Here is a 26,007-nt window from a genome sequence, read left to right on the forward strand (position 1 = left end):
GCATCGCGGCTTCTCACTGGCAAAACACGGTCGTAGTTGCTCGCAACACTTCACATGCCTCCCCGTCCAAAGCCACCGCACAGTGCTCGACGCCATGCGGTACGACGATGAACTCCCCCGGCTCGACAATCTCTTCACGGTCGCGAAACCTCATGAGCAGGCGTCCCCGATGAACAAAGAACAGTTCATCGCCGTGCTGCCGAAATGACCAGGGAGAGCTTCCCTCGAACCTGGCCACCCTGAATTGCAAGTTGTTGACCTGGCCCTCGGCTTTGCCGGCAGGCGCAGTTGACAGGTTCTTCTTGCGAATCGGCGAAAGGTGTTTGTTCAGGGCAGCGACGTCGCGAATGATGGCGCTGAGCTGGCTTGGCACGTCCTTCCCGCCGGCCGGGTATTTGCCGTCCAAAGCCGCAGTACCGATCGTAAAACCCGCCGCGCCGGCATTCTGGACGACGGCAATTCGTTCGGGGGTATCGATCGAACCCGCCATGAAGACAGGTTTGGAGACCGCCGCGCACACGGCCTTCATCAAGTCGGGCACGTTTTCCGCCGAACGGTATGCCAGCAGGTCCAGGCCATGCACGCCATCTTTGGCTGTGATCGCCTTGGCACTTTCAACAATTTCCTCGATGCTGCCTTCCAGCACGCTGGGGTGGCCGGTGATCCGGCCGGCGAACGGAAAGTATTGGATGCCGGTGCCCTTGAGGATGGGCAGCACGTCGTCAACGCGTGTGCCCCCCAGAAGAACGTCAACGCCGATTTCGACGGCCGCCTTTGCCGACACAATTTCGCTTTCGCGGTCCAGCGACACGACTTCCAGATAGGAGCTTGCCCCGCCCGCCTTGATGGCCGCATTGAGGCCCTTCAGCTGCTCGATCGGCAAGCCGATGTCCTTGAAGCCCATGTGCCGCACGCCGAGGCTGAGCGCAGTCTGAAGTTGCTGCGACGCGTCCGGAACCGTGCGGTCGTTGCGTGTAAGCATGAAGATGAAACGTAGGCCCATGATGGTGCTTCCTTTTTGACTTTTGACTTTTGACTTTTGACTTTTTGAATTAGTTCGTTTTGGTTTTCGCGGCGACGAGGCGCTTTGCATAGGCAAGCGCCGTTTCCAGGCTTGCATGGTCTGCGACACCCTTGCCCGCGATGTCGAATGCCGTGCCGTGATCCGGGCTGGTGCGCACGAAGGGCAGGCCCAGCGTGATGTTCACGCCTTTTTCCAGCCCGAGGTACTTCACGGGGATCAGCCCCTGGTCGTGGTACTGGGCCACGACAACGTCGAATCGGCCCTGGCGCGCCTGCATGAAGACCGTGTCGCCCGGATAAGGGCCGGTGGCATCGATGCCCTCGGCGCGGGCCGCCTCGATTGCGGGCCGGATGATCCTGATCTCCTCGTCCCCGAAGAGGCCCCCTTCACCCGCATGCGGGTTAAGGCCCGCCACGGCGACACGCGGGGCCGCGAAGCCGAGCGCCTTCCCACCCTCGTGCGCAAGCCGGATGGCGGACATCTGGGCGTCGAAATCACCTTGTTCTATCGCTTTGCGCAGCGACGTGTGGATGGTGACAAGCACCGTGCGGATGTCGTCGTTCGCAAGCATCATCGCCACGCGCTTGGCACCGCCGTAGTCGGCCAGGATTTCAGTATGGCCGGGGTAGCGGATTCCCGCGCTGGCCATGGCCTCCTTGTTGATCGGCGCCGTGACGACGCCGCTCACTTCGCCGGACTTCGCCGCTGCAATCGCTGCAACGATGGCATCGAAGGCGGCCTGCCCGGAGATCGCACTGATCTGCCCGATGGGCGGCGGCTCGGTGATGCGGGTGGCCTCGACGACCTCAATGACCTTCGGCTGGAACCGGGCCGCATCGGGCGCCCGGATGCGCCGTACCTCGATGTCCAGCCCGAGCCGGCGCACGGCGTCCTGCATGACGACATGGCTGCCGAACACGACGACGCGTTCGCCGCCCTTCGCCAGTACCTTCGCCACGATCTCCGGCCCGATGCCGGATGCGTCGCCCATGGTCAGGGCAAGCGGGGGGGAAATATTCTTCACAGTGAATCCGTTCATAAAGGTTGGGTTGCTCCACGTATCCGCGCGACGGCGCGCTCCAGGGCGTCATCGCCGCCAAAGCCGCCGGCCTTCATGCCGAGCAGGAGCGAGCGCCCATCGCCAAGCCTGGCGCGGCCCAGCGGGAATCCGGGATCAAGTTCTTGCAGGATCTCGAACTCACGGACATTGAGAAGATCCAGGATGGCTTCCATCGTGTCGCCGCCGGTGGCGACCAGCGCGCCGAAGCGCGGGTCTTGAAGCTGCCCGGCCGCGTCTTGCGCAATACGGCGCAGCAGCGCGGCCGGGTCCTGCTCGCGCGTCCTGGGTCCGCGCAGCAGCATGACGCCGCCGGCCTGCTGGAGCTGGTCGGCCTGTAGGTGGCTGCGCAGGTTCGCGCTGCCGATGACGACCAGCACATCGCTGCTGATGCCACCGATCGATGGCGCCGGAGTCTTCGCCGGCGCAAAACGCCGCGACAGCGCCGCAGCCATCCCGGGAGAGCCAACCCAGAGGACCGACTCCGGCTCCTCAATGGAAGCAATCCGCGAGTCGAGTTCTTCCTGCGTCAGCGCATCGAGCAGCGTGACATTCTTGATGCACTTCGGGACCAGGTCGGCCAGCGCGGAACGGCGCGCGGGATGTACGGGGTCTTGGCCATACGAACTCCGCGAGACCGGTATGCCGTCAACGAGCTGGATGCCGCCCACCGTCGTCCGCCCGGCCTGGGGGAAAGCCGGTGCAAACACCATGGATTTGCGGCCGCTCGCCGCAAAGCATGCTTCAAGCTCCTCCGTGATGTGGCCGCGCAGCGTGGAGTCCACCGTTTTGTAGAGCAGGTCCCGGCCGGCAAGCTGGCCGGTCAATCGGGCGACACGATCGAATGCCTGCGACGACGTCGCGGACCGCGAAGCGCTGTCGACCGCGACCACCCCGGCCGCTTGGCGCGGAAGCTGGCCCCTTCCGATCGCCGCCGTCAGGCCACGGGCGACGAAAGGTGCCGCGCCATCCGCCGCGCTGGTCAGGTCGTCGGCGAGGATCGCCATGCTGGGCTGACTGGACTGGTTGGGCTGGTAACTGGTGCGCATGCATCAATTATCAAAACCTCATCAAGCTATGAAAAGCGATAGTTTCTGAGGGATACCGGTGATATATTGTCACCAATGGATCGTTCAGACATTCCTTCGCTCGACGACCTGCGGGCATTCGAAGCCACAGCGCGGCTGGGCTCGGTCCGGCTTGCGGCGGACTCGCTGGCGCTCACGCACGGCGCCGTCAGCCGCCGTATCACCAAACTTGCCAATGACATCGGGGTCAGCCTGTTTGAAAAGAACGGGCGAGGCCTGCGCCTCACGCCGGCCGGCGAGACACTCAACCTTACCCTCGGCAGGTTCTTCGGCGAACTGGGCGCCACCGTGCAAAGCCTGCGCGCCACCCGCGCCGGGAAAACCGCCCTGGTGCTCTCTTGCGAACCTTCAGTTGCCGCGCGGTGGCTCATTCCACGGCTGGGCGCTTTTCAAACGGCGCATCCGGGCATTGCCCTGCACCTCTCCGTGGGTGGAGGGCTTGTGGACTTTCGCAAGAACCAGGTGGATCTGGCGATTCGACGGCTGGATTTCGCCGTGCCCGAGGCGTGGAACGTCCGGCCCCTTTTCGCCGAAAGGGTCGGGCCCGTGATGAGGCCGGAATGGGTGCCGCGCTTCGAACACGGCGACTATCTCGCGCTCGGGTCGAAGACCCGGCCCGATGCATGGGCGCAATGGCTGAAGGCCCATCCGTCGGCGCGCCGGCCCACGGAGATCCGCTACTACGACCATCACTCCCTGATCGTCGAGGCCGCGGCCGCGGGCCTGGGTGTCGCCCTGAGCCCGCTCGTACTCGCCGTTGACGACGTGGAACGGGGAAGCCTGGCGGCGCCCGCCGGCTTTGACCCTGATGGCAGTCAGTATGGCTTGATATGGCTGGGGGCTGGTGAACTGCAGGGCGCGGAGTTTGAACTCGCCGAGTGGCTGCTCGCACAGTTCAGCCGCCTGAGCCCCGCAGCGAACGCCGCGCCGGCACGGCGCCCGAAAGCCGGCGCCAAGCAAAGTTCCGGCAAGCCCCCGGATTGAAACGGATTCCACTTGCACCGCACATGAATGCGGCATTTCGAAAGGCGGGGAATTCATAGACTCATATCCATCCCAACAGCGTGGATCCTTCTATGACATTCAAACCCAAATTCATCAGCTTCGACTGCTACGGCACGCTCATCAACTTCGAGATGGGCCCGACCGCCAAAAGCCTGTTCAAAGACCGCGTTCCGGCTGGCCGGATGCCGGCCTTCCTGGACAGCTTTCGGGCCTATCGCCTCGACGAAGTGCTGGGCGAGTGGAAGCCCTTCTTCGAGGTCGTGGAGAATTCGATCCGGCGCGCCTGCAAGGCACACGGCATAGCCTGCCAAGCGTCTGACGCCGCCGCGCTGTACGACGCCATCCCCACTTGGCAACCGCACCCGAACGTCGTCGAGGTCCTGGAGGCGATCGCGCCGCACGTGCCGCTGGTGATCCTCTCAAACTCGATGGTCGATTTGATCCCGGCCAGCGTCGCCCACCTGAAGGCGAAGTTCCACGCGGTCTACACCGCCGAGCAAGCGCGCGCCTACAAGCCGCGCTTCCAGGCCTTCGAATACATGTTCGACCAGCTCGGATGCGCGCCCGACCAGATGATGCATGTCTCGTCGAGCTTCCGCTACGACCTGATGACGGCCTCCGACCTGGGCTTTATGGCCAAGGCCTTCATAGACCGCGGGCATGAGCCGACGTCCGACGCCTACGGTGTCAGCCGTTTGACCGACGTCCGCCAGCTTCCCGGCCTGCTCGGCCTATGACCGAACTGAGCACCACCGCGCCCGACCTCGCGCCGGCGGCAGTGGAGGCCCTGGTCCGCCGCCTCTACGGCATCGAGGGTTCCACCCGGCCATTGGCGGGCGAGCGTGACCAGAACTGCCTGGTGGAGGCGGCCGATGGCTCTCGCTACGTCCTCAAGATCAGCAACCCGTCGGAGTCCCCCGCGGTCGTCGACTTCCAGATCGCGGCACTCGACCACATCGCCCGCATGTCACCGGAGCAGCCGGTGCCGCGCGTCGTGCGGACACTTGAAGGACACACGCACGATACGGTCGCGCTAGCCGGGGGCGTCCAGACACGCGTGCGCATGCTGAGCTACCTGGACGGCATCCAGATCCGTGAGACCGTGCGCACCGCCGCGCAGCGGCGCGCCATGGGAGCCGGACTCGCCGGCCTGAACCGCGCGCTGCACGGCTTCGCGCATCCGGGCGCGGCGCACGACCTGCTGTGGAACGTCGCCACGGCGCACCGGCTGGGCGCACAGCTCGACAGCCTCGTGGACGGCAAGCAACGCGCGCTGGCCCAGGCCTTCATGGCGCGCTTCACCACGCACGTGCTGCCGCGCCTGGCCTCGCTGCGGTCCCAGGTGATCCACAACGACTACCACCTCTACAACGTGCTGGTCGCCCCCGGCGACGAAGCGCGCATCGTCGGCATCATCGACTTCGGCGACATGGTGCATGCACCGCTCGTCGGCGAGGTGGCGACGGCCGCCGCCTTCCACATGGCCGGCAACGCCGATCCTTTCGAGGGACCGGCCCAGTTCGTGGCCGCCTATCACGCGGTGCTGCCGCTGACCGGCGCCGAACAGGAAGTCCTTGCAGACCTCCTGGCCACGCGCCACCTCATCACGGCGTTGATTTCCGAATGGCGCGCCGCGCGCTATCCCGAGAACCGCGCCTACATCATGCGGCACAACCCCGCGGCGTGGGAAGGCCTGGCCCAGATGGCCGATCTTTCCCGCGACACCGCACGCGACCGGCTGCTGCCAGGCGTACACGTACATATACAAACAGGAGCCACCCCATGAAAAGCACCACCGACCTCAACATGGTCAATGCCTATATCCCCGGCCGCGCCGACGTGGGCCCGGCCACCGCGCAAATGATCGCGCGCCGCGACGCCCTGCTCGGCCCGGCCTACCGCCTGATGTATGAGCGGCCGCTGCACATCGTGCGCGGCGAAGGCGCCTGGCTGATAGACCCCGAGGGGCGCCGCTATCTCGACGCCTATAACAATGTCACCTCGCTCGGGCATTGCCATCCAGCGGTGACCGAGGCGATCTGCAAGCAGGTGCAAACACTGGCGACGAACACGCGCTATCTGCACGACACGATTCTCGAACTGGCCGAGCGCCTGCTGGCAAGCGTGCCGGGGACCGACCTGGCCCACCTGATGCTGACCTGCACGGGCAGCGAGGCCAACGACCTCGCCTATCGCATCGCAAAGGTCCGCACCGGCGGCACCGGCATGATCGTGACCGACACCGCCTATCACGGCATCACCGACGCGGTGGCCAAGTTCTCGCCCTCGCTGGGCCCGAGCGTCGATCTCGGCGCGCACGTGCGCCTGGTGCCGGCTCCGCGCCAGTACCACGCCGGGGGCGCCGACCTGTCCGAACGCTTCACCCGCGACGTCGAGGCGGCCATCGCCGACCTGCGGCGCCACGGCATCCAGCCGGCCGCGCTGATCGTCGATTCGCTGTTCACCAGCGACGGCATCCTCCCCGGACCGCAAGGCTTCCTGAAGGGTGCGGTCGACGCGATCAAGCGAGCGGGCGGCCTCTTCATTGCCGACGAAGTGCAACCCGGCTTCGGCCGGACCGGCGAACATCTTTGGGGCTTCCAGCGCCATGGCGTGGTGCCCGACATCGTCACCATGGGCAAACCGATGGGCAACGGCCAACCGATCGCGGGACTGCTGGCGACCGCCGACGTCCTGGCCGAATTCGGCAAGAGTTCGCGCTACTTCAACACCTTCGCGGGCAATACCGTCTCCTGCGCGGCGGCACTGGCGGTACTGGACACGATAGAGCGGGACGGCCTGGTGCGGCATGCCGCCAGGGTGGGAAAAATCCTGCACGACGGCATCGCCGCCCTGGCAGCCCGCCACGAGGCCATCGGTGACGTGCGCGGTGCGGGCCTGTTTGTCGGGGTCGAACTGGTCTCCGACCGGGCATCACGCGCGCCGGACCGCGGCCTGACGAGCCAGGTGGTCAACCGGATGCGCGACAAGGGCGTGCTGATCAGCGCCTGTGCGATGGGGCACAACGTGCTCAAGATCCGCCCGCCCCTGGTGCTGTCGGCGGACCAGGCCGGCCTCGTCATCCAGGCGCTCGACGAATCCCTCATCGAAGCGCGCACGGCTGGCACGCGCTAGCCGCGATCAACATCCGGCGCTACCATCCGGCCATGACCCCGGCAATGTCTCTCGACCGCTTCGACCTCAAGATCCTCGCGCACCTCGAGCGCGAGGGCCGCTGCTCGAACGTCGAGCTGGCTGACGCCGTCGGCCTGAGCCAGAGCCCGTGCCTGGTACGGACGAAGCGGCTGCAGGAGATCGGAGTGATCCGCGGCTACGGCGCCGACATCGCGCTGGAGAAGCTGGGCAATTGTGTGGTCGTTTTTTCCGAGGTAACGATCAGCAGCCACCGGCCTCCCGATTTCCGCAAGTTCGAACAGGCCGTGGACCGGCACGGCGAAATCGTGGAGTGGTACAACGTCAGCGGCGGTTACGACTACCTGCTGAAAATCGTGGCGCCGAACGTCGCCCATTTCCAGGCGCTGATGGAGAGCCTGCTAAAGGAAGACATAGGCATCGGGAAGTTCTCGAGCCGGATTGTCCTTCGCCAGTCATCGGGCAAACGCACGCATCCGCTCCATCTCATCGCGGCGCAGCTGGACCGGGGCTGAAAGCCGCGACCCTCAACGCGGCGGCCTGAGCCCGAACGCCAGCCTCACGCCCGCAGCCGCCATCAAACCCGCGGCCCAGAAGACACCCGCCGCGCCGATCAGCGAGCCCGCCGCGCCGGACAGCATGGGTATGCCAACGCTGGACGCGTTGATCACGATCACACGCATGGCCACCGCTTCGCCGTAGCGGTGCTCGGGCGCGAGCTGGTGCAGCAGGCTCATGACCATGGGCTGCACGCTGCCCAGGGTGAAGCCCAGCAGCACGGAGCATAGGCCCATGGCCAGCGGCGCGTGCATCAGCGGATAGAGGCCGAACAGGAGGGCGGTGGCGGCCATCGCGCCGACGAGGATCGCCCATTCGCGCAGCTGTGCCGCTACCAGCGGCGTCAAAAGCCGCACCGCGGCGGCGGCGATGCCGAAGGCGCCCAGGATGCTGCCGATCACCGAGGCGGAGAAGCCGCGCTCGTGGCCGAGCACCGGCACCAGGAAGGTGTGCACGTCCCAGCACGATGACAGCAGGCAGGTGACGATGAGGAGCCGGCGCAGGCCCACGTCGCGCCACAGGTCCCAGGCGCCGCCTTTGCGGTAGGCCGCGTCGGGCGGCATGGACACACGATCCGCCGCGCCGCGAACCGACAGCCAGCCCAGCAGCGGCAGCACGGCAATCGCCACGAAGGCCGCACGAAACCCGGCGCTGTCGATCATGACGCCGGCCAGCACCGGTCCCAGGACATTGGACAAGGCCAGGCCGATCGCCAGCCATGAAAATGCCTTGCGGAGTGCGGCCGGGTCGCTCGCAATGCGCGCGGTATGGCGCTGGACCGCGATGATGGCGACACCGCCCGCGCCGCCCGTGAGCACGGCGCCGGCGCACAGCACGGGGAACACCGGCCACGCGGCCACCATCGCGCAACCGGCCACGGCCGCCAAAGCTGATCCGATGATCGGCCTCTTGAGCCCATGGCGTTCGCAGTAGCGGCCTGCGGGCAGCGCGAGGAAGACCTGGGCCAGCGCGAACAGCGCGATCAGGAATCCCACCGCCGTCTCGCCATGGCCCAGGCGCAGCGCCTGCAGCGGCGCGGCCATGCGTGTGCCGGTCACGCAGGCGTTGAGGAAGAGCTGGGCCAGCACCAGCCGGGCCAGTTCACCGCTTGGGCCGGGGTGCGGGAGGGACTTCAGGACAACTTGTCCTTCAGCCGGTAGTAAGCGCCGACCAGGGGCAGGAACCAGGGAGGGCCGAAGTGGCCCGGGATGGCCGGCCAGCTGAAGTCTTTCCAGGGATTCAGGTCGGTGCGCCCGTCCATGACCTCCGCCATGATGCTTCCCATCAGCGTCGACATCTGGGTGCCGTGGCCGCTGTAACCCATGGAATAGTAGATGCCGTTGCGCTCACCGGCGCGCGGCAGCCGGTCACGCGTCATGTCGACCATGCCGCCCCAGCAATAGTCGATGCGCGCATCGCGGAGTTCGGGAAACACCTCGTGCAACGCGGTGCGCAGGATGGCGCCGCTTTTTTCGTCCGACGCCGGGTCGGAGACGGCGAAGCGGGCGCGCCCGCCGAAGAGCAGGCGGTTGTCGGGTGTGGTGCGGAAGTAGTTGACCAGATTCTTGGTATCGACCGCCATCCTGCGCTTCGGCAGGAGCCGGTCCAGCGTCTCTATCGGCAGGGGTTCGGTGACGATCAGGAAGGCGCCGACCGGCACGATCCTGCGCCGTATCCAGCCCAGCGGCCCGGTCTGTGAGGTGCCGCTCGCCAGGAATACCTGCTTGGCATGGAGGCGGCCCGTCGGCGTTTCGACGATGTGGCCGCCGCCGGGCGCCGGCCGCAAGCCCGTCATCGGCGAGCGCTCGTGGATTTCGGCGCCGCGCCGCGCCGCCGCTTCCGCCAGGCCGCGCACGAAGCGCCCCACATGCATGCCGGCGCCCTTGCGGTAAATCAATCCGCCGTAATAGCGGTCCGAACCGACCTCGTTTGCCAGGTCCGCGCGGCTGACCATTTCCGTGTCGGGATCGACCGTGGCGGCCAGTAATTCCTGGCTGCGCAGCAGCTTCTCGTAGTGCTCGGGCTTGGCCGCCAGCTTGATCTTGCCGACGCGCGCGAAGCTGCAATCGATGTTCTCTTCGGCGACCAGGCGCTCGACCATGTCGACCCCGGCATCGAAAGCCCGGTAGAGCCGGTTCGCGGTGTCCTTGCCGAGCTTGGCCGACATCATGCCGTAGTCCTGCGCGAAGCCGTTGTTGCACATGCCGCCGTTGCGGCCGGATGCCGCGTTGCCTATCGTGTCCGCTTCCAGCAGCACGACGCGGGCGCCCTTCTTGGCCAGCGCCAGCGCGGCCGAAGCACCGGTGAGGCCGCCACCGATCACCGCCACGTCGCAGCTGCCCTGCACCGGCCCCGGCGTGGCGCTCTTGAAGGCTTGCGATGTGTCCAGCCAATAGGATGTCAGTTTCATATCACCTCTGGGGTCATTGTTGTTTAGTTTGTTTAATTGAACGACTGGTTGGCGAGGCCGAACATGCGCGCCGGGCCGGTGGAGGCAGGCGGTGTCCCGAGGACCATGGCGGTGGCCGTATCGACCTGCCGCAGGCCGATGCGCTCCAGCCACGGCCCGAGTTGCAGAGCGGCGGACGTGTCGACCCGCACGAACACGTTTCCGAGGCGCGCGAGCGCCGCCTCGATCAGGGCTTGCGCATCGTCCAGGCTTTCGGCGACCACGGGGCCGATGACATGGCCGCGGCCGAAGCGGCGGCAAATGGCATAGCCGCGCGGCACGCCATCCTGCAGCAGGACATGGCCCTCGCCAAGCTCGAGGAGGCGGCGCAGCGTCGCCGGCCTGACCCAGCCCGTCGCTTGCTGGTCCAGGCGCACGACCGCCTCGAAATCCGAAGCGGCCATCGCCCTGACAAGGCCAGTTGGCGGCGCCTCATGGCGCTCCGTGGGAATGCCCTGGTACTGCTCAATGACGCCAATGGGCACAAAGCCGCGGCGCTGGTAAAGCGCCTGGCCTTCGACCGTCGAGTTCAAGGTGATGCTGCGCGGGTGCGCCGCCGCCAGCAGCGCATCCATCAGCCGGGCGCCGTAACCACGGCCTTGGGCGGCCTTCGTGACGATGATCATCCCGGCGGAGGCGTGGGTCTCGCCGTACGGCCACCAGGCCGCGGTGCCCATCACCTCGCCGGCGTTGTCCTGCAGCACAAAGCCCCGGCCCAGTTGCAGCGCGACCTCCCAGTCCTCAAGCCGGTAGGGCCAGGCCATCTCCTGCGACAGCTTGAGGGCGCCCTCCAGGTGGGCGTCGGCAAATGGAACAAGGTCCACGCCGTCGTTCACTTGATGGCGAGAATGGAGGGACGTGGTCAAGGCGCTTGTCATGATGGCTCCGGTTCGGTGGCTCAGGCCGTGACCCAGACCTTGCGCACGGTTTCAAGCGTGCGCCAGGTTCCGGTGTAGCCGGGCTTCATGATGAAACAATCGCCCGCCCGGTAGGTCACCGGGGGCTGTCCGTCCTCGGTGATCTCCGCCACCCCGGACAGGATCAGGCAGAACTCCCAGGTGTCGCCCTTGATGGAGCGATTGACCCCCGGGGTCGACTCGAACACGCCGGCGCGGACCTTGCCGTCCTTGGCGCTGTCGACGTCCCAGCTGCGGCACACGATGTCGCCTTCGATGACACGGTCGGCGGGCGGCCGGTATTCACGCGGCTCGCCCAGCTGGTCGAGCTTGAAGGTGACGAGGAGGTTGTTGGGCATGGCAAGCAGATCCTTCATGCGTCGAGCCAGACGTTTTCAGCGAAGTTATAGCCCATCAATCCGCCCAGCGGGATGGGTGACAGGCCCTTGAGTTTTTTCGTATGACCGTCGATGCTGGACATGAAGAAGGGGATGCCTATGCCTGAGTCTTCGTGGATCATGACCTGCATGTCGGCGTACATTTTGGCGCGCTTGGCCGTGTCGGGCTGCACCCGCGCGGCCAGCAGCAGCTGGTCGAATTTCGGGTTCTTCCAGCCTGCCTCGTTCCATGGCGCGTCAGACTTGAAGAACTGCGTGAACAGCTGGTCGGCCGACGGCCGGGGGTTGATGTTGCCGAAGCCCACCGGGTGCTTCATCCAGTGCTGCGACCAGTAGCCGTCCGCCGGCATGCGGCGCACGTCGAGGTTCAGGCCGATCTGGCGTGCGGCGTGCTGCATCACCAGCGCCATCTCCACCGAATAGGTCGCCGCAGGAGACACCACCACCGGGATGGCCGCGCTGCCGAGGTTGGCCTTCTGCACATGCCACTTTGCCTTCTCTGGGTCGTAGGGCCGCTGCTTGAGCCCCTTGAAGAAAAAGCGGTCGCTGGGGTGTATGGGCTGGTCGTTGGCCACCTCGCCGTAGCCCATCACGACGGACTTGACCATCTGCTCGCGGTTCACCAGGTGCTTCATCGCCAGCACGAAGTCCGGGTTGGCGCCGGGTGCGCTGTCACGGCGCATGACCAGGTCGGTGTAGAGGCCGGCCTTGGTTTCAAAGATCGCGTGCCTGGGGCTGCCCTGGATACGGTCCACCGAGCGCGGGTTGATGGCCATGGTCAGGTCGATCTCGCCGGTCAGCAGCGCGTTGACACGTGCCGCCTCGTCGCTGATGCCCACATACTCGATCTCATCCAGGTAGGGGCGGCCGGGCTTCCAGTAGTTGTCGTTCCGCACGGCCAGCGAGCGCACGCCCGGCTTGAACTCCTTGAGCTTATAGGGGCCTGTGCCAATGCCCGCCATGTGCGCGTTCACGTCGGTGACGCCGTCGCGCAGGATATGGAAGTGCCAGGTACCCAGGATGGCCGGCAGGTCGGCATTCGGTGCTACCAGGCGGATGGTCACTTCATGCGGGCCGGTGGCCTTCACCTCCTCGATCTGCTCGGCCAGCACCTTGGCCTTGGAACCGGTCGATGGGTCCTTGTGGCGCATGATGGAAAACACCACGTCGGCGGAGGTGAAGGGCTTGCCGTCGTGAAAAGTCACGCCCTGGCGCAGCTTGAAGACCCAGGTTTTGGCGTCCTTGGTGCTGAATTCCTCGGCCAGCGCGGGCTGCGGCGTCAGGCTGCCGTCAAGCGAGGTCAGCCCGTTGTAGAACATGCAGCTACGGATGTAGTCGGTGTGGTTGGAGCACTTGGCCGGGTCCAGCGTGTCGCTGAGCGCGGCGGTCGCCCCGGCGACCTTGATGCGCCCGCCCTTGCGCGGGGCCGCCGCCTGCGCCGCAAACGCCGTCGAGGCCAGGCCGCCCGCCAGCATGGCCAGCACGTCGCGCCGGCTCGCGCCGCGCTGCAATTCGCCCATGATGCTGCGGCTTTCTTCGGGCCCGATCAGGCTGCTTGTCTGTTCTTGTTTTGTCATTGTGTTTATGTCTCCTCGGTGGAAAAAGTCAGGCGAGCCTGGGCATCACGGGACTCACGCGCCGCCGTAGATGATCCAGATCTTGCGAGTGGTCTCGATGCAGCGCCACTTGCCGACGTAGTCCGGCTTCATGACGAAGTTGTCGCCGGCCTGAATGCGGATGGGCTCCTTGCCGTCCTCGATCAGCTCGGACACGCCGGAGAGGATGTGGCAGTACTCCCAGACGCCGCCCTTGATCGAGCGGATGGTGCCGGGCGTGATTTCCCACACGCCGGTGCGCAGCTTGCCGTCGGCCGTCTGCTCCACGTCCCAGTTCGCGAAGCGCGGATCGCCGTCGAGCAGGCGCTCAGGCAAGGGGGCGCTCTCGCGGCCGGGACCGAGGTTGTCGAGTTTGAAGAAAGTGAGGTTGCTCATGGGTATCGGGTCTTTATGCAATTGAATGAAGGCGGAAAGGCGAGAAAACGGGAAGCCGGTCGCGTGCCGGATTACAGGCCGACCAGCGCCGGCAGCCCGTTGATGTCGCGGATCTCCACGTGGCTGTAGAACTCGCTGGGCTTGGGCTCGTGGCCGCGGTTGACGAAGACCTTGTTCTTGATGCCCATGTCGTGGGCCGACATCAGGTCGTAGCGGGGGCTGGAGGAGACGTGCAGGATGTCGTCCGGCGAGCAGCCCAGCTGGTCGAACATGTACTCGAAGGCCTGCAGGCGCGGTTTGTAGGCGCCGGCGTCCTGCGCCGTGTACACCTTGTGGAAGGGCGCTTCCAGCTTGCGGACGTTGGCGTCGATCTGCTCGTTCATGGCGTTGGACAGGATCACCAGCGGGATCTTGTTGCCCACGCGGGTGAGCGAGAACGGCACGTCGGTGTGCGGGCCCCAGGTGGGCACGGCGTCGTAGAACTTCTGCCCGTCCTCATCGCGGTAAGCGACCCCGTGGCGCTTGCAGGTGCGCGCCCACGCGGACTTGAGCACCTGGTCGTAAGGCTTCCAGTCGCCCATGGCCTCGTCCAGCCGCAGGGCGCTGAAGTCCTTGAGGAACTGCTGCATGCGCTCGGGCGGCAGTTGCTCTCCGACGATGCCGTGCGCCACCTCGTGCATACGGAAGTAGATGAGCGTGCCGTAGCAATCGAAACTGATGTACTTGGGTCGGAAAATCATGGTTTGCCTCGTGGGTGGTAGGGTGGAAAAAGGGTTCAGGCGACGGAGGGGAAACGGCCGGCAGGCACGGGGAGCGGGTGGCAGGCGACGGACATCGGTAAGCTTTATGTTGTACGCGGTGGTTCAATAGGAGCAATCCTAGGCAGCATCCGCCGCAGTTGTTGCGGTTCTGCGCGGCGCGAACGCAGCATTCATTCGCAGTACCGCGGGCTCCAGGCGCTTTGTGCCGTTCTTCCAGCGGCCGTGGCCGGCGCCAAGATCGTACAAGCCGCCGGCCCTTGCGCCGAGCATCATCTTCCCCAAACCGCCCTTGACGTTTTGAAGGAAAAGCCCCATGCCCGACCACGTTTCCATTCCCCAGGCCGCACTTGAGGCGGTGGGCCGCCCGCTGCCCGACGGCGTGACGCTTCGCCGGCTGCAAGCGGATGATCTGGAAGCGGCGCAGGCGCTGTCGCGCGAGTTCGGGTGGCCGCATCGCCTGGAGGACTGGCAGTTCGGCCTGGCGCACGGCCAGGGCGTCGCCGCGGTGCGCGACGGCGCGCTGGTCGGCACGGCGATGCATTGGGCCTGGGGAAAACAATACGCGACGGTGGGCCTGGTGCTGGTGTCCCCCCACATGCAGGGGCAGCGCGTGGGCCAGCACCTCATGCACGCGGTGATGGCGGGGCTGGAAGACCGCACCGTGATGCTGAACGCCACACCTGAAGGCCGCGGCCTGTACGAGCGGATGGGCTTCGCCATCACGGGCGAGATCCGGCAGCACCAGAGCCTGGCGGCCCCGGCCCAGCTGGTGGCGCTGCCCCAGGGCCAGCGGCTGCGCCCACTGGGACGCAATGACGCAAAAACGCTGGTCGCCCTTGATGCGCGCTCGGCCGGCATGCCGCGCGAAGCCATGCTGCGCCAGCTGCTGGCCGAAGGCGAAACGGTGGTGCTGGCAAGCGGCGGCGAAGCCGTGGGATTTTCCGTCGTACGGCGCTTCGGGCGCGGCCATGCCATCGGTCCGGTCGTGGCGCCCGACCTCACCAGCGCACAGGCGCTCGTCGGCCACTGGTGCAGCCGCTTTGCCAGCAAGTTCCTGCGCATCGACGTCGACGCCACCGGCGGGCTGCCCGAATGGCTGGAAGCGCAGGGCCTGCTGCGTGTGAGCAGCGTCACGACCATGGTGCGCGGCGGTCCGCTGGAGCGGGGCCCGGCCGTGGACGGCTGGGCGCTCGTTAATCAAGCGATGGGCTGACGATGGCGTTTTTGTACAAAGGCCCCGCGCAACGCGGGGCCGTGTGGGCCGAGCAGTTCGCGCGCAGGATGCCGCAGCTGCCGTTTCTGACCTGGCCCGAGATCGGCGACCCGGCGCAAGTGCGTTTCCTCGCGGCCTGGGAGCCTCCGCCGCGCATCACCGAAGCCCTTCCCAATCTGGAGCTGCTGTTCTCGGTGGGGGCCGGTGTGGACCAGTTCGATTTCTCGGCATTGCCACCCGGGCTCACCGTGGTCCGGATGGTGGAGCCGGGCCTGACGGCTTGCATGTGCGAATACGTCAGCTGGGCCGTGCTGTCGCTGCACCGGGAGATGCCGCTGTACCTGCATCAGCAAAGCCTGGGCCAATGGAAGGAGCGCCCCGTGCGGCCGGCCTCCACGCGGCGCGTGGGCGTGATGGGCATGGGCATGCTGGGGCGCGCGGCGCTCGCGCAGTTGCGACTGCTGGGCTTTGACTGCGCCGGCTGGAACCGCTCGAAGCGCAACGAGCCGGGCGTGCGCTGCTACAGCGGCGAGGCGGAACTGGACGAGTTCCTGGCCCGCACCGACATCCTGGTCTGCATGCTGCCGCTCACGCCCGAAACGCGCGGCATCCTCGGCCGGCGCGTATTCGACGCGCTACCGGAAGGCGCCTGCCTGGTCAACGCCGCGCGTGGCGGCCACCTGGTGGAAGCCGACCTGCTCGCCGCGCTGGACAGCGGGCGGCTCTCGGCTGCGGTGATGGACGTCTGCGAGCCGGAGCCGCCCGCGCAGGGCCACCCGTTCTGGAAGCATCCGCGCATCTGGCTCACGCCCCATATTGCCAGCGCGACCCAGGCAGAAACCGCGGGCGAAGCGCTGCTGGACAACCTGCGGCGATACGCGTTCGGCCTGCCGCTTGAGGGCGTGGTGGACCGCTTGCGCGGGTATTAGGAGTCTGGGCGGTAGAAGGCATCGAAGCGAAAAGCGAGCCCAGCGAGGACAGTTTTTGCCGGGTTTGCAGACCCATAGCCGTAGCTATGGGGCAAAAAGCCGGTGAAAAATGGACCGCTGCGCTCGCTTTGCAGCCGATGCTCCTTCTGCCGCCCAGACTCCTGGGCCCGTCCACCGGCCCCGGGGCCGCAGAATCTTCTACCGTAGGCGCGCAAACAACAGCATGGCCGTTCGCGCGAAGGGGGGCAAGCCGCAGCACCCGCTGCGCACTCGCGCCTAAGCTTGTCCCCATGATGTCCACCAAAACCCTCTCACTCGATTCGCTTGTGGCGCTCGACCGCGCGCACCTGATCCACCCTGTGGCCAACTGGCGCGGCCATGAGCAACGCGGCGCCACGGTGCTGCGCTCCGGCAAGGGCGCCTGGCTGCGCGACGCCGATGGCCGCGAACTGCTTGATGCCTTCGCCGGCCTGTGGTGCGTCAACATCGGCTACGGCCACGAAAGCGTCGTGGAAGCCGCCGCGCGTCAGATGCGCGAGCTGCCCTACGCGACGGCTTATTTCGGCTACGCCAGCGAACCGGCCATCCGCCTTGCCGCCAAGCTCGTGGAAATTTCGCCGCCCGGGCTGGAGCATGTCTACCTGACGCTGGGCGGCTCCGAGGCGATCGATGCGGCCGTGCGCCTCATCGTGCAGTACTACAACACCACGGGCCGGCCGAGCAAGAAGCACTTCGTCGCGCTGGAGCGCGGCTACCACGGCTCTTCCTCCACCGGCGCCGGCCTGACGGCCCTGCCCGCCTTCCACCGCGGATTCGACCTGCCGCGCCCCGAGCAGCACTACATCCCCTCGCCTTATGCCTACCGCAGCCCCGTGGGCGATGATCCGCAAGCGCTGATCGCGGCTTCGGTGGCCTCGCTGCGCGAGAAGGTCAACACGCTGGGCGCGGAGAACGTCGCGGCCTTTTTCTGCGAACCGATCCAGGGCTCGGGCGGCGTGATCGTGCCTCCCACGGGCTGGCTCAAGGCCATGCACCAGGCCTGCCGCGAGCTGGACATCCTGTTCGTGGCCGACGAGGTGATCACCGGCTTCGGCCGCACCGGCCCGATGTTCGCCTGCGACGCCGAGGGCGTGTCGCCGGACCTGATGACGGTGGCCAAGGGGCTGACCTCCGGCTATGCGCCCATGGGCGCGCTGCTGATGTCGGATCGCGTGTACGCCGGCATCGCCGACGGCACGCCGGCCGGCGCGCTGGTAGGCCACGGCGCCACCTATTCCGCGCACCCGGTGAGCGCCGCCGTGGCGCTGGAAGTGATACGGCTTTACGAAGAGGGCGGCATTCTCGCCAACGGCCAGCGCGTCGCACCGCACTTCGAGGCCGGATTGCGGTCCATGCTGCGCCATCCGCTGGTGGGCGACGCACGCTCACGCGGGCTGCTGGGCGCGCTGGAGCTGGTGAGCGACAAATACACCAAGGCCGGTTTCGACCCTGCGCTGCAGCTGCCCGACCGCATCGCCAAAGCGGCTTACGAGAACGGCCTCATCTTCCGCGCTTTCGGCGATGGCATCCTGGGCTTCGCGCCGGCCTTGTGCTTCACGCCCTCGGAGTTCGAGCAGATGTTCGAGCGGCTGAACCGCACGCTGGACACCGTGCTGGAGCAGCCCGACGTGCGGCGCGCCCTGGCTTGACCTGATTGACTTGGGCGTGGAACTTGCTTAAATGGAGTTAACGATGAACACCTCCACCGGCAACCCCAAGCTTGACCGCCTCGACCTGCGAATCCTGTGCCACTTGCAGAAGAACGGGCGCGCCTCCAACGTCGAAATCGCCGATGCCGTCGGCCTGTCCCCCAGCCCCTGCCTGGTGCGCGTGAAGCGGCTGGAGCAAGCCGGCTATATCGCCGGCTACGGCGCGCAGATACGGCTCGAGAAACTGGGCGACACGCTGCTGGTGTTCACCGAGGTCACGCTGCAGGACCACAAGCGCGAGGACTTCGTCAAGTTCGAGATGAGCATCCGGCCGATCGACGAGATCGTGGAATGCCACCTGGTCAGCGGCGGCTACGACTACCTGCTGAAGTTCGTCACGCGCGGTGTGAACCACTACCAGGAGATCGTCGAAGGCCTGCTGGAGGCCAACATCGGCATCGAAAAGTACTTCAGCTACATCGTGATCAAGACGCCCTTCGTCAAGAACTTCTACCCGATAGAGCAGCTGATCCAGCCGCACGCTTGAGCGGGCCGCGGGCCGCAGCTTTTGCTGCAGCCCGGCCCGATTCCACATTTGCTGCTGCGCCGGCGTCCGTTTCCGGTGCCATCTCCGGTGGGGCCGGCCTACGCTTGGAGCATGAACCCTCCTTCCCGCATCCCGGCACCTGCCCGTTCAGCCGCAGCGATCCAGCGTGTGCAGCGGCACATCCACGAGAACCTCAACCAGGCGCTGGCGCTGTCGGAGCTGGCCGGTCTGGCCGGGCTCAGCATCTGGCGCTTCGCCACCGTGTTTCGCCAGCAGGTGGGGGTTTCCCCGCACCGCTACATCTGCCGGCTCCGCCTGGCACGCGCCCAAGCCCTGATGCGGCAGGGGATGCCGGTCGCCAGTGCGGCCAGCGAAGCGGGCTTCTACGACCAGAGCCATCTCTCGCGGCACTTCAAGACCGTGTTCGGCATGACACCGGGGCAGTACCTGACGACCGCCGGCCAGCCGCGAACGGCATGCTGAGCCCCACCATGACGCAGGAAATTGCGGACCTGGTGCCCGACCTGGTCGCGCTGCGCCGCGACCTGCACGCGCACCCGGAGCTTGCCTTCAAGGAACACCGCACGGCCGGCATTGTCGCCAAGGCCTTGCGCGACCTGGGGCTGGAGGTGCATGAAGGCATAGGTGGCACGGGTGTTGTCGGCGTGCTGCGCGCCGGCAGTGGACAGCGCAGCGTGGGACTGCGCGCCGACATGGACGCGCTGCCCATTCTTGAGCAAGGCGAACGGCCCTACGTCAGCCGTTTCCCCGGCGTCCACCACGGCTGCGGCCACGACGGGCACACCGCCATGCTGCTGGGTGCGGCACGCCAGCTGGCGCGCACCCGCCGCTTCGACGGCACCGTCAACTTCATCTTCCAGCCGGCGGAGGAAGGCCGGGGCGGCGCACGCGCGATGGTCCAGGAAGGACTCTTCGAGCGCTTCCCCTGCGACGCGGTCTACGCCCTGCACAACTGGCCGGAGCTGCCCGCCGGCACGGCCCAGACGCGTCCGGGCGCCATCATGGCGGCCGCCGATCGCTTCGACATCGTGGTGCGGGGCCGGGGCGGCCACGCGGCCCAGCCGCATCGCACGCCCGATGCGGTGCTCGCCGCGAGCGAGCTGGTCACCCAGCTGCACACCATCACGTCGCGCCGCATCCCGCCCACCGAGAATGCGGTGCTCTCGGTCACGCGCATCAGCGGCGGCCAGTCGCACAACGTGCTGCCCTCCGCGGTCGAACTCACGGGCACGGTGCGCAGCTTCGATGCCGGTGTCCAGGACACCATCGAAACCGCCATCCGGCAGGTCGCGCAAGGCGTGGCCCAATCCACCGGCACCACGATCGAAGTCGAGTACGTGCGCTACTACCCGGCCACCATCAACACACCGCAACAAGCGTCGCTGGCCCTGCGCGCCGCCGAAGCCGCCGGCCTGCGGGCCTCCGTGGCGCCCTCGGCGGCATTCACGTCCGAGGATTTTGCGTTCATGCTGAAGGCCAGGCCCGGCGCCTACCTCTGGCTGGGCCAGGGCGCCGGCCCGGGACGTGAAGACACCCCCTCATTGCACCATCCCAGCTACGACTTCAACGACGAGGTATTGCCCTTGGGCGTCAGCTGGTTTGTCCAGGTGGCGAGCCTCGCGCTCGCGGGCTGAGGCGGGAATAAACGGCGGACAAGGCGTCGCCGAAAACTGGCCTAGCCGAGCTGCTCGGCAAGCGCGACGATGATGCCCTCAGGCCCCCGGATGTAGGCCAGCTTGTACGTGTCCCCGTAACGCATTTCGCCCATGAGCTCGGCCCCGTGGGCGCGCATGCGCGCGACGACGGCGTCGATGCCTTCGACGGCGAACATGACACGGCGCAAGCCCAGCGTGTTCACCGGGGCGTCCACGGGCCCGAACCGGATCGCATCGGGGGTGTGGAACTTGTCCAGCTCAATGCCTTGCCCATCAGGCGTTCGCATCATCGCCAGGGTGGCCCGGACATCCTTGAGCCCGATCAGGCTCCCGACCAAGGGGCCTTCGACCGTCGACTCACCCTCAAGCTTGAGGCCCAGCTCGATGAAGAACGCCTTGACGGCTTCGAGATCGTCGACAACGATGAGGACGTTGTCCATTCGTTTAATCGTCATGCTCTTTCTCTCCTTGCTTCACTGCGGCGCAACGAACCGGATGCATTCTCTCCGCGTCGATCAACATGTTATGCCTCACCTGGCCCCCGCAACGCCTTCTACAGCTTGGAACACGTGTTCCTTCAACAGGCTTGCTGCCTCCTGCGCCTGTTGCGGCGAGAGCTTGAAGTGTATATAGGCCGACTGAATTCTCCTGGTCACGTCTTGGCGGATCTTGTCCGGGTCGATGTTGTGATTGCGGCGATACCCTTCGGACAGCAGCGAGTAGAAGCCAGCAGTGGACATCGAGACGTAATAGTCGATCACCAGGCAAGCTTCCACCTCTTCATCGTAGCTTGTCTTCGTTCGCAGAAGATTGGCGCGACACTCATTCGTCTTTGTAATTGCCGCGGCATTCCCCTCCTCGCGCTGCAACTTCCAGGTACTCACCGCCGTCGCGCGCACGGCCTCAATCCTCCGCTCAGGAGAAAGGCTTATCTGCCCATGCGCGTGGGGCACGTGGAGAGCGAATAGAGCAGAGAGGACAGTAATTACTCGCATAAAGGCATGAGGCTGGAGGGGTTTTGTAAATAGATTCATGCGACTCCTCCTATGAGCGCCAACGTTTGATATGAGGCTCGGCCCGGCTTGCCGGGACAAGTCCTCTCGATGGAAGGGTTGAGCGTCTCGCACATTGTGCTCAGTCACCTACGAACACGCCAAAACCGGCTAACTGGCGCTGAAGCCCAGACGCGCCGTTTGCGCCAAAGAAGACCATGGCGTTTAGTCCTGCTTGCTTTGCAGCCTCAACGTTTTCGGCTCTATCGTCCAGGAATAGCACGGCGCTTGCATCGCAGCCGAGTTGTGCAACGACTTTCTCGAAGAAGGCAACCTTGGGTTTGGCCACGCCAACGACGCACGAATAGAACTCGGTGTCGAATAGAGACCTGTAGTTCAGCCCTTCGGACATATGCTTTGCGCGAGAGGTCTGCTGATTGCTCCCGATGTGGCACCGGATGCCCGAGCGGCGAATGGATTGGACGGATTGCATGACATCCTGGTGAATTTCGATTGCATGGATAACGCTCAGTGCTTCGGAGAGAAAGCCCGGCCGGCCCCACTTTGCGAGCACTGCCTCGAGCCGCTCAGTGAAACCGCCTTCGGCTTCGAGCACTTCGGTTTCTGCTTCGAATACGTCAGTCAGGACCGCTTTGGCTTGCGTCTCATCTTCGAGATTGAGAACGGACTGAAGCGCAGGTTGCCAGTGCCTTGTTGCGTACTGGAGAACGCCATCGGCATCAAAGAGGATGTTTTCTATGGCCACGAAACACCCGGAGACTTGGCTAGACAAGTAGCCCGCGAAGCAGGCGGACGCCGCAAAGTGTCCGCGTTGACTGAATGGTGAGAACTCTGCGTCACCCAGCCTCCGAGGCGACGCTGCGCCGACTGCCGAGTTCGAGCAAGGCAGCGGCGGCAACGACAAGCCACAGGTAGAGCGGGGACAACACCAGAAGGAACAGACACCCTTCTCCAAATTCGATGGCAAAGCACGTGAACGGCGGGCCAGTCTGCAGCAGGGCTGGAAACACGGCCAATACCGCTGCAATTAAACCTCGCCGCGAACGCCATGCCACCACAGCAACGAATACATAGGGGCCCAGCAAAACAACAGCCCACAGAAGACTCCCTGCATTGAACTCAAAGAGAAAATAGGACCGATAGATGCTCCACGCCATAGCCAAGCCGCCAGCCAAGGCGGGAAGAATCAAGAGCAATTGGCGTGGCATCGCTGAGTTCTGACGTTTGACTTAGGCGAACCGCCGCGGGCGGGTCCGCTTGAAGGAAGGGTTAAGCCTGAGTGGACAACACATGGCATTCCTCTACGCACTTGCCTTGGGCCACCCAGGAAGTTGAATCGAAAACGCGTCTGCGAGATTCACTGACTTGAATGCAGTAGCAACGGCAGATTGCGATGGGAGGGCAAGCTGCTCTACTAGCGTGAGTTTGCTTGGCATGGATGGACCTTCTGAAGCCTAAGGCAATGTATACCGCAAGGTCTGCGGTACAACATCGTGCCTGCGGTATAACCTGGCCGCTGAAACCCCAGCCAGGCGCTTGCTGTTAAAGGGCTTATTGTTCATTTTTGGTTTCGTTCAGGCCGATAAAAAAACACCCAGCCCCTCAAACCAATTCTAGACGGACAGTGTGGTTATCGCCTCCTCAATATGGATGAGCGCAGCCCCGGGTCCAGCCTGAGGGGCTCACTCCATGCCCGGGTCAGATTTCGGCGGAATTCAACAGACGGACTGAGCGACGCAACGCTGCTGGGGCTACTTGCGAACCTACTTTTGAAGATTGCCGCCGGAGTTGATGATGGAGAGATCTACACCACCCCAGCCGGTCCGCTGGTTTGCTGTGTAGTTGACAAAGACGCCTCCAAGGTTGTATTCGCCCAGACTGGACAAGGCTTGCAGCACCCCGGCGCGGGTCGGCGTCTTGCCTGCACGCCGGACGGCTTCCGCAGCGATCTTGGCGCCCATATAGCCTTCGAGGCTTGAGAAAGACAGGGCCTCGCCCGGCGCGTACTTCTTCATGTCAGCTTGATATTCGGTGATGACCGGTTTGGAAGGAACGAAGGGGAAAGGCACCGCCTGGCTCAACACGATGCCGCGTGCCTTGTCCTTGCCGGTGGCATTGACCAGGCCGTCGTGCAGCAGCACCGACAGGCCGTAGATCTGCACCGATCCCCCGGGGACCTCGCGGACAGCCTTGACGAATTCAAATGCGGGCTTTCCCGCGGCCAGCAAAATAATGCCCTTGGGGCGGGTCTCGGTGATGGCGGCGACGGCTGCGCGAACGCTCGCATCCAGCTTGTCGGGCGCGGCGTCAAGCACCTGCTGCGTCACGATTTTGACGCCCTGTGGACCGCTGAGCTGGGTCGTCAACTGCGCCAGGGGTGGACCGAAGGCGACGCTCATATTGACGATGGCCAGCGAGTCCTTGCCCCAGGTCTTGGCTTCCTTGAGCAGGCTGGCAACTTCATCCGCATAGCCGCTGCGCAGGGGAAACACATTGCTGGCGGAAATCACATTTTTGTCGCCCTGCAACGGTGCAATCAGCGCGATGCCGTTCTTGCCCGCCAAGTCCTGTTTGGCGATTTCGGCGAGCCCGGCGCTGTTGAGAAAGCCCAACAGCCCCACCACCGCCGGATCGCCGATGAGTTGCTGGGTCAGCTCAATCATCTTTGGGGCCTGCAGGCCGTCATCAAGCGTGACCAGCTTGAGCTTGTTGCCCTGCAGGGTAGTGCCCGCGTTGACCTTGTCGAAATAGGCCTGGATACCCGCCGCCATGCCTTTGGCGTTCGCGGCCGACGTCGGGTTGGTCTGTGAAGCGACCTGTCCGAAGACGAGGTCGATGGCGTGGCTGGACATCGGCAAGGCCAGTATCACAAGTGCAGCCATGGTGGTCTTGAGGTGCGTGAAATTGAGAGCCATTTAGTCTCCTTTATTACTTCAGCCAGTACATCACCAAAGCAAAGTAATTCAAATGGGTTAAACCCCGAGATGTCGTACTACCTTGGCCATTACGCTGGCATTTACGCTGGCTGAACGCAGCCCTGGTCCTCAAGCAATAAGTTCGAGCGCCGAACTTGCGGCAAGGGCCTCACAGATCGGTTCAGACGCCCAGGTATTGGTGAACGATTTCAGGCTGTCCGCGCAACTCATCCGAAGTGCCTTGCCAGACCACACAGCCTTTTTCAATCACAAAGTGCCTGTCGGCCAGGCCCATCAGCGCTTTCACGTTTTTATCGATGACGATCTGCGACAGGCCCTCCTTCTTCAGCTCAGCAAGGGCACGCCAGATTTCGTTTCGAATCACAGGGGCCAGGCCCTCTGTCGCTTCGTCGAGCACCAGCAACCGCGGGTTGGTCATCAGCGCACGGCCGATGGCGAGCATCTGCTGCTCACCGCCCGACAGCTGTGATCCCAAATTACCGCGACGCTCTTTCAAGCGCGGGAAAAAGGCGTAGACACGCCCCAGGTTCCAAGGCTTTCCATGGCTCTTGTTGTCGTCGCGGGCTGTCGCCACCAGGTTTTCCTCGACCGTCAGATTCGGAAACACCTGCCGGCCTTCGGGCACCAGTGCCAGGCCCTGGCGCGCGATGCGGTGCGAAGGTAAATGGTCTACGCGGACACCGGCCACCGACACGCTGCCGCGCGCCACCGGCAGCATGCCGAACAAACATTTGACCGTGGTGGAGCGGCCCATGCCGTTGCGCCCCAGCAGGGTGACCACCTCACCCGGGCCGACATCGAAGGAGATGTCAAACAGCACCTGTGCGTGGCCGTAAGAAGCCTGCAGGCCTTGGACCGATAAAAATGGCGTCATGGCTTTTTCCTTGTCCACTTCATGCTTCAGCTTCTTCACCGAGGTACACCGCCCGCACTTCCGGGTGCTTGCGGATTTCCTCGGGTGTACCGGTGAACAAAATCTTGCCGTAGACCAGCACGCTGATGCGGTCTGCCAGCGCGAACACCGCATCCATGTCGTGCTCGACCAGCAGGATGGTGTACAGCCGTTTGAGGCTTTTCAGCAGCGAGATAACGGCCGCGGATTCCTGAACACTCATGCCGGCCATGGGCTCATCCAGCAGCAAAAATTTTGGGCCGGCGGCCAGGCTCATGGCCAGCTCCAGTTGCCTGCGCTCGCCATACCCCAGGTCGGCCGCAGCGACATGGAGGCGATGCGCGAGGCCGGTGGCTGCTAGCGCTTCTTCGGCGAACTTGCGTGCTTTCTTGTCCGCCAGCATCGGCGCCCAGAACTTGAAGGCATGCTGGCGTGAGCCCAGCGCCGCGAATGTGGCGTTCTCCAGCACGCTGAAGTCTTCGAAGATCGAGGTGATCTGGTAGGAGCGCAACAAGCCTCGCCTGGCGCGTTCATGGATGGGCAGCGCGGAAACATCCGCGCCGTTGAACCAGACGCGGCCGCTGTTCGGTGCCAGCTCGCCCGACAACTGGTTGATCAGCGTGGTCTTGCCGGCGCCGTTGGGGCCGATGATGGCGTGCAGTTCGCCTTCGCGAATATCCAGCGACACCGCGTCAGTGACCAGCACCGCGCCGTAGCGTTTGGTGAGGGATTC

General features: G+C 65.0%; 28 protein-coding genes and 1 pseudogene. 11 read left to right on the top strand and 18 right to left on the bottom strand.

The annotated features are described in order from the left end of the window. Positions 1–13 precede the first annotated feature (13 nt). The 3 genes from AC1D1Y_RS08050 to AC1D1Y_RS08060 are packed head-to-tail and all read right to left on the bottom strand — an operon-like array spanning position 14 to position 3,130. Positions 14–1,003 carry a cupin domain-containing protein gene (locus AC1D1Y_RS08050; protein ID WP_477681879.1) on the bottom strand — a complete coding sequence of 330 codons (990 nt, stop codon included), beginning with the start codon at positions 1,001–1,003 and terminating at the stop codon, positions 14–16. Positions 1,004–1,052: 49 nt separating this feature from the next. After that, entirely contained in the window at positions 1,053–2,063 is a 1,011-nt protein-coding gene (pdxA, locus tag AC1D1Y_RS08055; protein WP_477681880.1) for a 4-hydroxythreonine-4-phosphate dehydrogenase PdxA, read from the bottom strand. After that, positions 2,060–3,130, bottom strand: a complete 1,071-nt coding sequence (locus AC1D1Y_RS08060; protein ID WP_477681881.1) for a four-carbon acid sugar kinase family protein — start codon at positions 3,128–3,130, stop codon at positions 2,060–2,062. Before AC1D1Y_RS08060 ends, pdxA begins: the two co-directional genes overlap by 4 nt. Positions 3,131–3,205: 75 nt before the next feature. Between AC1D1Y_RS08060 and AC1D1Y_RS08065 the strand changes: the two genes are divergently transcribed. The 5 genes from AC1D1Y_RS08065 to AC1D1Y_RS08085 all read left to right on the top strand — a co-directional run bounded on the left by AC1D1Y_RS08065 (position 3,206) and on the right by AC1D1Y_RS08085 (position 7,842). After that, positions 3,206–4,153, top strand: coding sequence for a LysR substrate-binding domain-containing protein (locus AC1D1Y_RS08065; RefSeq protein WP_477681882.1), 948 nt, complete (start codon positions 3,206–3,208; stop codon positions 4,151–4,153). A 92-nt stretch (positions 4,154–4,245) separates the two neighbouring features. Further along, positions 4,246–4,911: a haloacid dehalogenase type II gene (locus AC1D1Y_RS08070; protein WP_477681883.1), complete on the top strand. Its 666-nt coding sequence runs from the start codon at positions 4,246–4,248 to the stop codon at positions 4,909–4,911. Continuing rightward, positions 4,908–5,960 (top strand): phosphotransferase, encoded by a 1,053-nt coding sequence (locus AC1D1Y_RS08075; protein WP_477681884.1) that lies wholly within the window; start codon positions 4,908–4,910, stop codon positions 5,958–5,960. Before AC1D1Y_RS08070 ends, AC1D1Y_RS08075 begins: the two co-directional genes overlap by 4 nt. Beyond that, positions 5,957–7,309, top strand: coding sequence for an aspartate aminotransferase family protein (locus AC1D1Y_RS08080; protein ID WP_477681885.1), 1,353 nt, complete (start codon positions 5,957–5,959; stop codon positions 7,307–7,309). The genes AC1D1Y_RS08075 and AC1D1Y_RS08080 overlap by 4 nt, the downstream gene beginning before the upstream one ends. 32 nt (positions 7,310–7,341) lie before the next feature. After that, complete coding sequence (locus AC1D1Y_RS08085; protein WP_477655440.1) at positions 7,342–7,842, top strand: Lrp/AsnC family transcriptional regulator; 501 nt, start codon at positions 7,342–7,344, stop codon at positions 7,840–7,842. Between the two features lie 12 nt (positions 7,843–7,854). Here AC1D1Y_RS08085 and AC1D1Y_RS08090 read toward each other — a convergent pair whose 3' ends face one another. From AC1D1Y_RS08090 to AC1D1Y_RS08120, 7 genes are all read right to left on the bottom strand, one after another. Next, the gene (locus AC1D1Y_RS08090) at positions 7,855–8,973 is read right to left on the bottom strand and encodes an MFS transporter (RefSeq protein WP_477681886.1); all 1,119 of its coding nucleotides are present in this window, start codon (positions 8,971–8,973) and stop codon (positions 7,855–7,857) included. Positions 8,974–9,017: 44 nt separating this feature from the next. Next, complete coding sequence (locus tag AC1D1Y_RS08095) at positions 9,018–10,295, bottom strand: NAD(P)/FAD-dependent oxidoreductase (RefSeq protein ID WP_477681887.1); 1,278 nt, start codon at positions 10,293–10,295, stop codon at positions 9,018–9,020. Positions 10,296–10,327: 32 nt separating this feature from the next. Next, the gene (locus tag AC1D1Y_RS08100) at positions 10,328–11,212 is read right to left on the bottom strand and encodes a GNAT family N-acetyltransferase (RefSeq protein ID WP_477681888.1); all 885 of its coding nucleotides are present in this window, start codon (positions 11,210–11,212) and stop codon (positions 10,328–10,330) included. Positions 11,213–11,232: 20 nt separating this feature from the next. Continuing rightward, positions 11,233–11,589 carry a cupin domain-containing protein gene (locus AC1D1Y_RS08105; protein ID WP_477681889.1) on the bottom strand — a complete coding sequence of 119 codons (357 nt, stop codon included), beginning with the start codon at positions 11,587–11,589 and terminating at the stop codon, positions 11,233–11,235. A gap of 14 nt (positions 11,590–11,603) precedes the next feature. Then, positions 11,604–13,205 carry an ABC transporter substrate-binding protein gene (locus tag AC1D1Y_RS08110; protein WP_477681890.1) on the bottom strand — a complete coding sequence of 534 codons (1,602 nt, stop codon included), beginning with the start codon at positions 13,203–13,205 and terminating at the stop codon, positions 11,604–11,606. A 54-nt stretch (positions 13,206–13,259) separates the two neighbouring features. Then, positions 13,260–13,619: a cupin domain-containing protein gene (locus AC1D1Y_RS08115; protein WP_477681891.1), complete on the bottom strand. Its 360-nt coding sequence runs from the start codon at positions 13,617–13,619 to the stop codon at positions 13,260–13,262. Positions 13,620–13,690: 71 nt separating this feature from the next. After that, positions 13,691–14,359 (bottom strand): haloacid dehalogenase type II, encoded by a 669-nt coding sequence (locus tag AC1D1Y_RS08120; protein ID WP_477681892.1) that lies wholly within the window; start codon positions 14,357–14,359, stop codon positions 13,691–13,693. A gap of 334 nt (positions 14,360–14,693) precedes the next feature. On the opposite strand from AC1D1Y_RS08120, the gene AC1D1Y_RS08125 reads away from it, so the two are divergent. From AC1D1Y_RS08125 to AC1D1Y_RS08150, 6 genes are all read left to right on the top strand, one after another. Beyond that, positions 14,694–15,593 carry a GNAT family N-acetyltransferase gene (locus tag AC1D1Y_RS08125; protein ID WP_477681893.1) on the top strand — a complete coding sequence of 300 codons (900 nt, stop codon included), beginning with the start codon at positions 14,694–14,696 and terminating at the stop codon, positions 15,591–15,593. Positions 15,594–15,595: 2 nt separating this feature from the next. Continuing rightward, complete coding sequence (locus AC1D1Y_RS08130) at positions 15,596–16,522, top strand: 2-hydroxyacid dehydrogenase (RefSeq protein ID WP_477681894.1); 927 nt, start codon at positions 15,596–15,598, stop codon at positions 16,520–16,522. Between the two features lie 290 nt (positions 16,523–16,812). Next, positions 16,813–18,210: an aminotransferase class III-fold pyridoxal phosphate-dependent enzyme gene (locus AC1D1Y_RS08135; protein ID WP_477681895.1), complete on the top strand. Its 1,398-nt coding sequence runs from the start codon at positions 16,813–16,815 to the stop codon at positions 18,208–18,210. A 43-nt stretch (positions 18,211–18,253) separates the two neighbouring features. Further along, a complete protein-coding gene (locus AC1D1Y_RS08140; RefSeq protein ID WP_477675135.1) occupies positions 18,254–18,757 on the top strand; it encodes an Lrp/AsnC family transcriptional regulator in 504 nt (167 codons plus the stop codon). Between the two features lie 111 nt (positions 18,758–18,868). Then, on the top strand, positions 18,869–19,240 hold the full coding sequence (locus AC1D1Y_RS08145; RefSeq protein ID WP_477681896.1) for a helix-turn-helix domain-containing protein: 372 nt from the start codon (positions 18,869–18,871) through the stop codon (positions 19,238–19,240). A gap of 8 nt (positions 19,241–19,248) precedes the next feature. Next, entirely contained in the window at positions 19,249–20,412 is a 1,164-nt protein-coding gene (locus AC1D1Y_RS08150; RefSeq protein WP_477681897.1) for a M20 aminoacylase family protein, read from the top strand. A gap of 41 nt (positions 20,413–20,453) precedes the next feature. Here AC1D1Y_RS08150 and AC1D1Y_RS08155 read toward each other — a convergent pair whose 3' ends face one another. The 8 genes and pseudogenes from AC1D1Y_RS08155 to AC1D1Y_RS08190 form a co-directional block, all read right to left on the bottom strand. After that, positions 20,454–20,888 carry a VOC family protein gene (locus AC1D1Y_RS08155; protein WP_477681898.1) on the bottom strand — a complete coding sequence of 145 codons (435 nt, stop codon included), beginning with the start codon at positions 20,886–20,888 and terminating at the stop codon, positions 20,454–20,456. Positions 20,889–20,963: 75 nt separating this feature from the next. After that, positions 20,964–21,467, bottom strand: a complete 504-nt coding sequence (locus tag AC1D1Y_RS08160) for a hypothetical protein (protein WP_477681899.1) — start codon at positions 21,465–21,467, stop codon at positions 20,964–20,966. A 100-nt stretch (positions 21,468–21,567) separates the two neighbouring features. Continuing rightward, complete coding sequence (locus AC1D1Y_RS08165; RefSeq protein ID WP_477681900.1) at positions 21,568–22,191, bottom strand: HAD family hydrolase; 624 nt, start codon at positions 22,189–22,191, stop codon at positions 21,568–21,570. Between the two features lie 91 nt (positions 22,192–22,282). Then, on the bottom strand, positions 22,283–22,654 hold the full coding sequence (locus AC1D1Y_RS08170; protein WP_477681901.1) for a hypothetical protein: 372 nt from the start codon (positions 22,652–22,654) through the stop codon (positions 22,283–22,285). 555 nt (positions 22,655–23,209) lie between these two features. Beyond that, positions 23,210–24,361, bottom strand: coding sequence for an ABC transporter substrate-binding protein (locus AC1D1Y_RS08175; RefSeq protein ID WP_477681902.1), 1,152 nt, complete (start codon positions 24,359–24,361; stop codon positions 23,210–23,212). Positions 24,362–24,542: 181 nt separating this feature from the next. Next, positions 24,543–25,256 (bottom strand): ABC transporter ATP-binding protein, encoded by a 714-nt coding sequence (locus AC1D1Y_RS08180; RefSeq protein WP_477681903.1) that lies wholly within the window; start codon positions 25,254–25,256, stop codon positions 24,543–24,545. A 19-nt stretch (positions 25,257–25,275) separates the two neighbouring features. Next, complete coding sequence (locus AC1D1Y_RS08185) at positions 25,276–25,506, bottom strand: ABC transporter ATP-binding protein C-terminal domain-containing protein (RefSeq protein ID WP_477681931.1); 231 nt, start codon at positions 25,504–25,506, stop codon at positions 25,276–25,278. Between the two features lie 6 nt (positions 25,507–25,512). Next, positions 25,513–25,959: pseudogene (locus tag AC1D1Y_RS08190) on the bottom strand (ATP-binding cassette domain-containing protein); the annotation flags it as partial. Positions 25,960–26,007 lie beyond the last annotated feature (48 nt).

It is taken from the genome of Polaromonas sp. P1_G1, assembly GCF_056405595.1.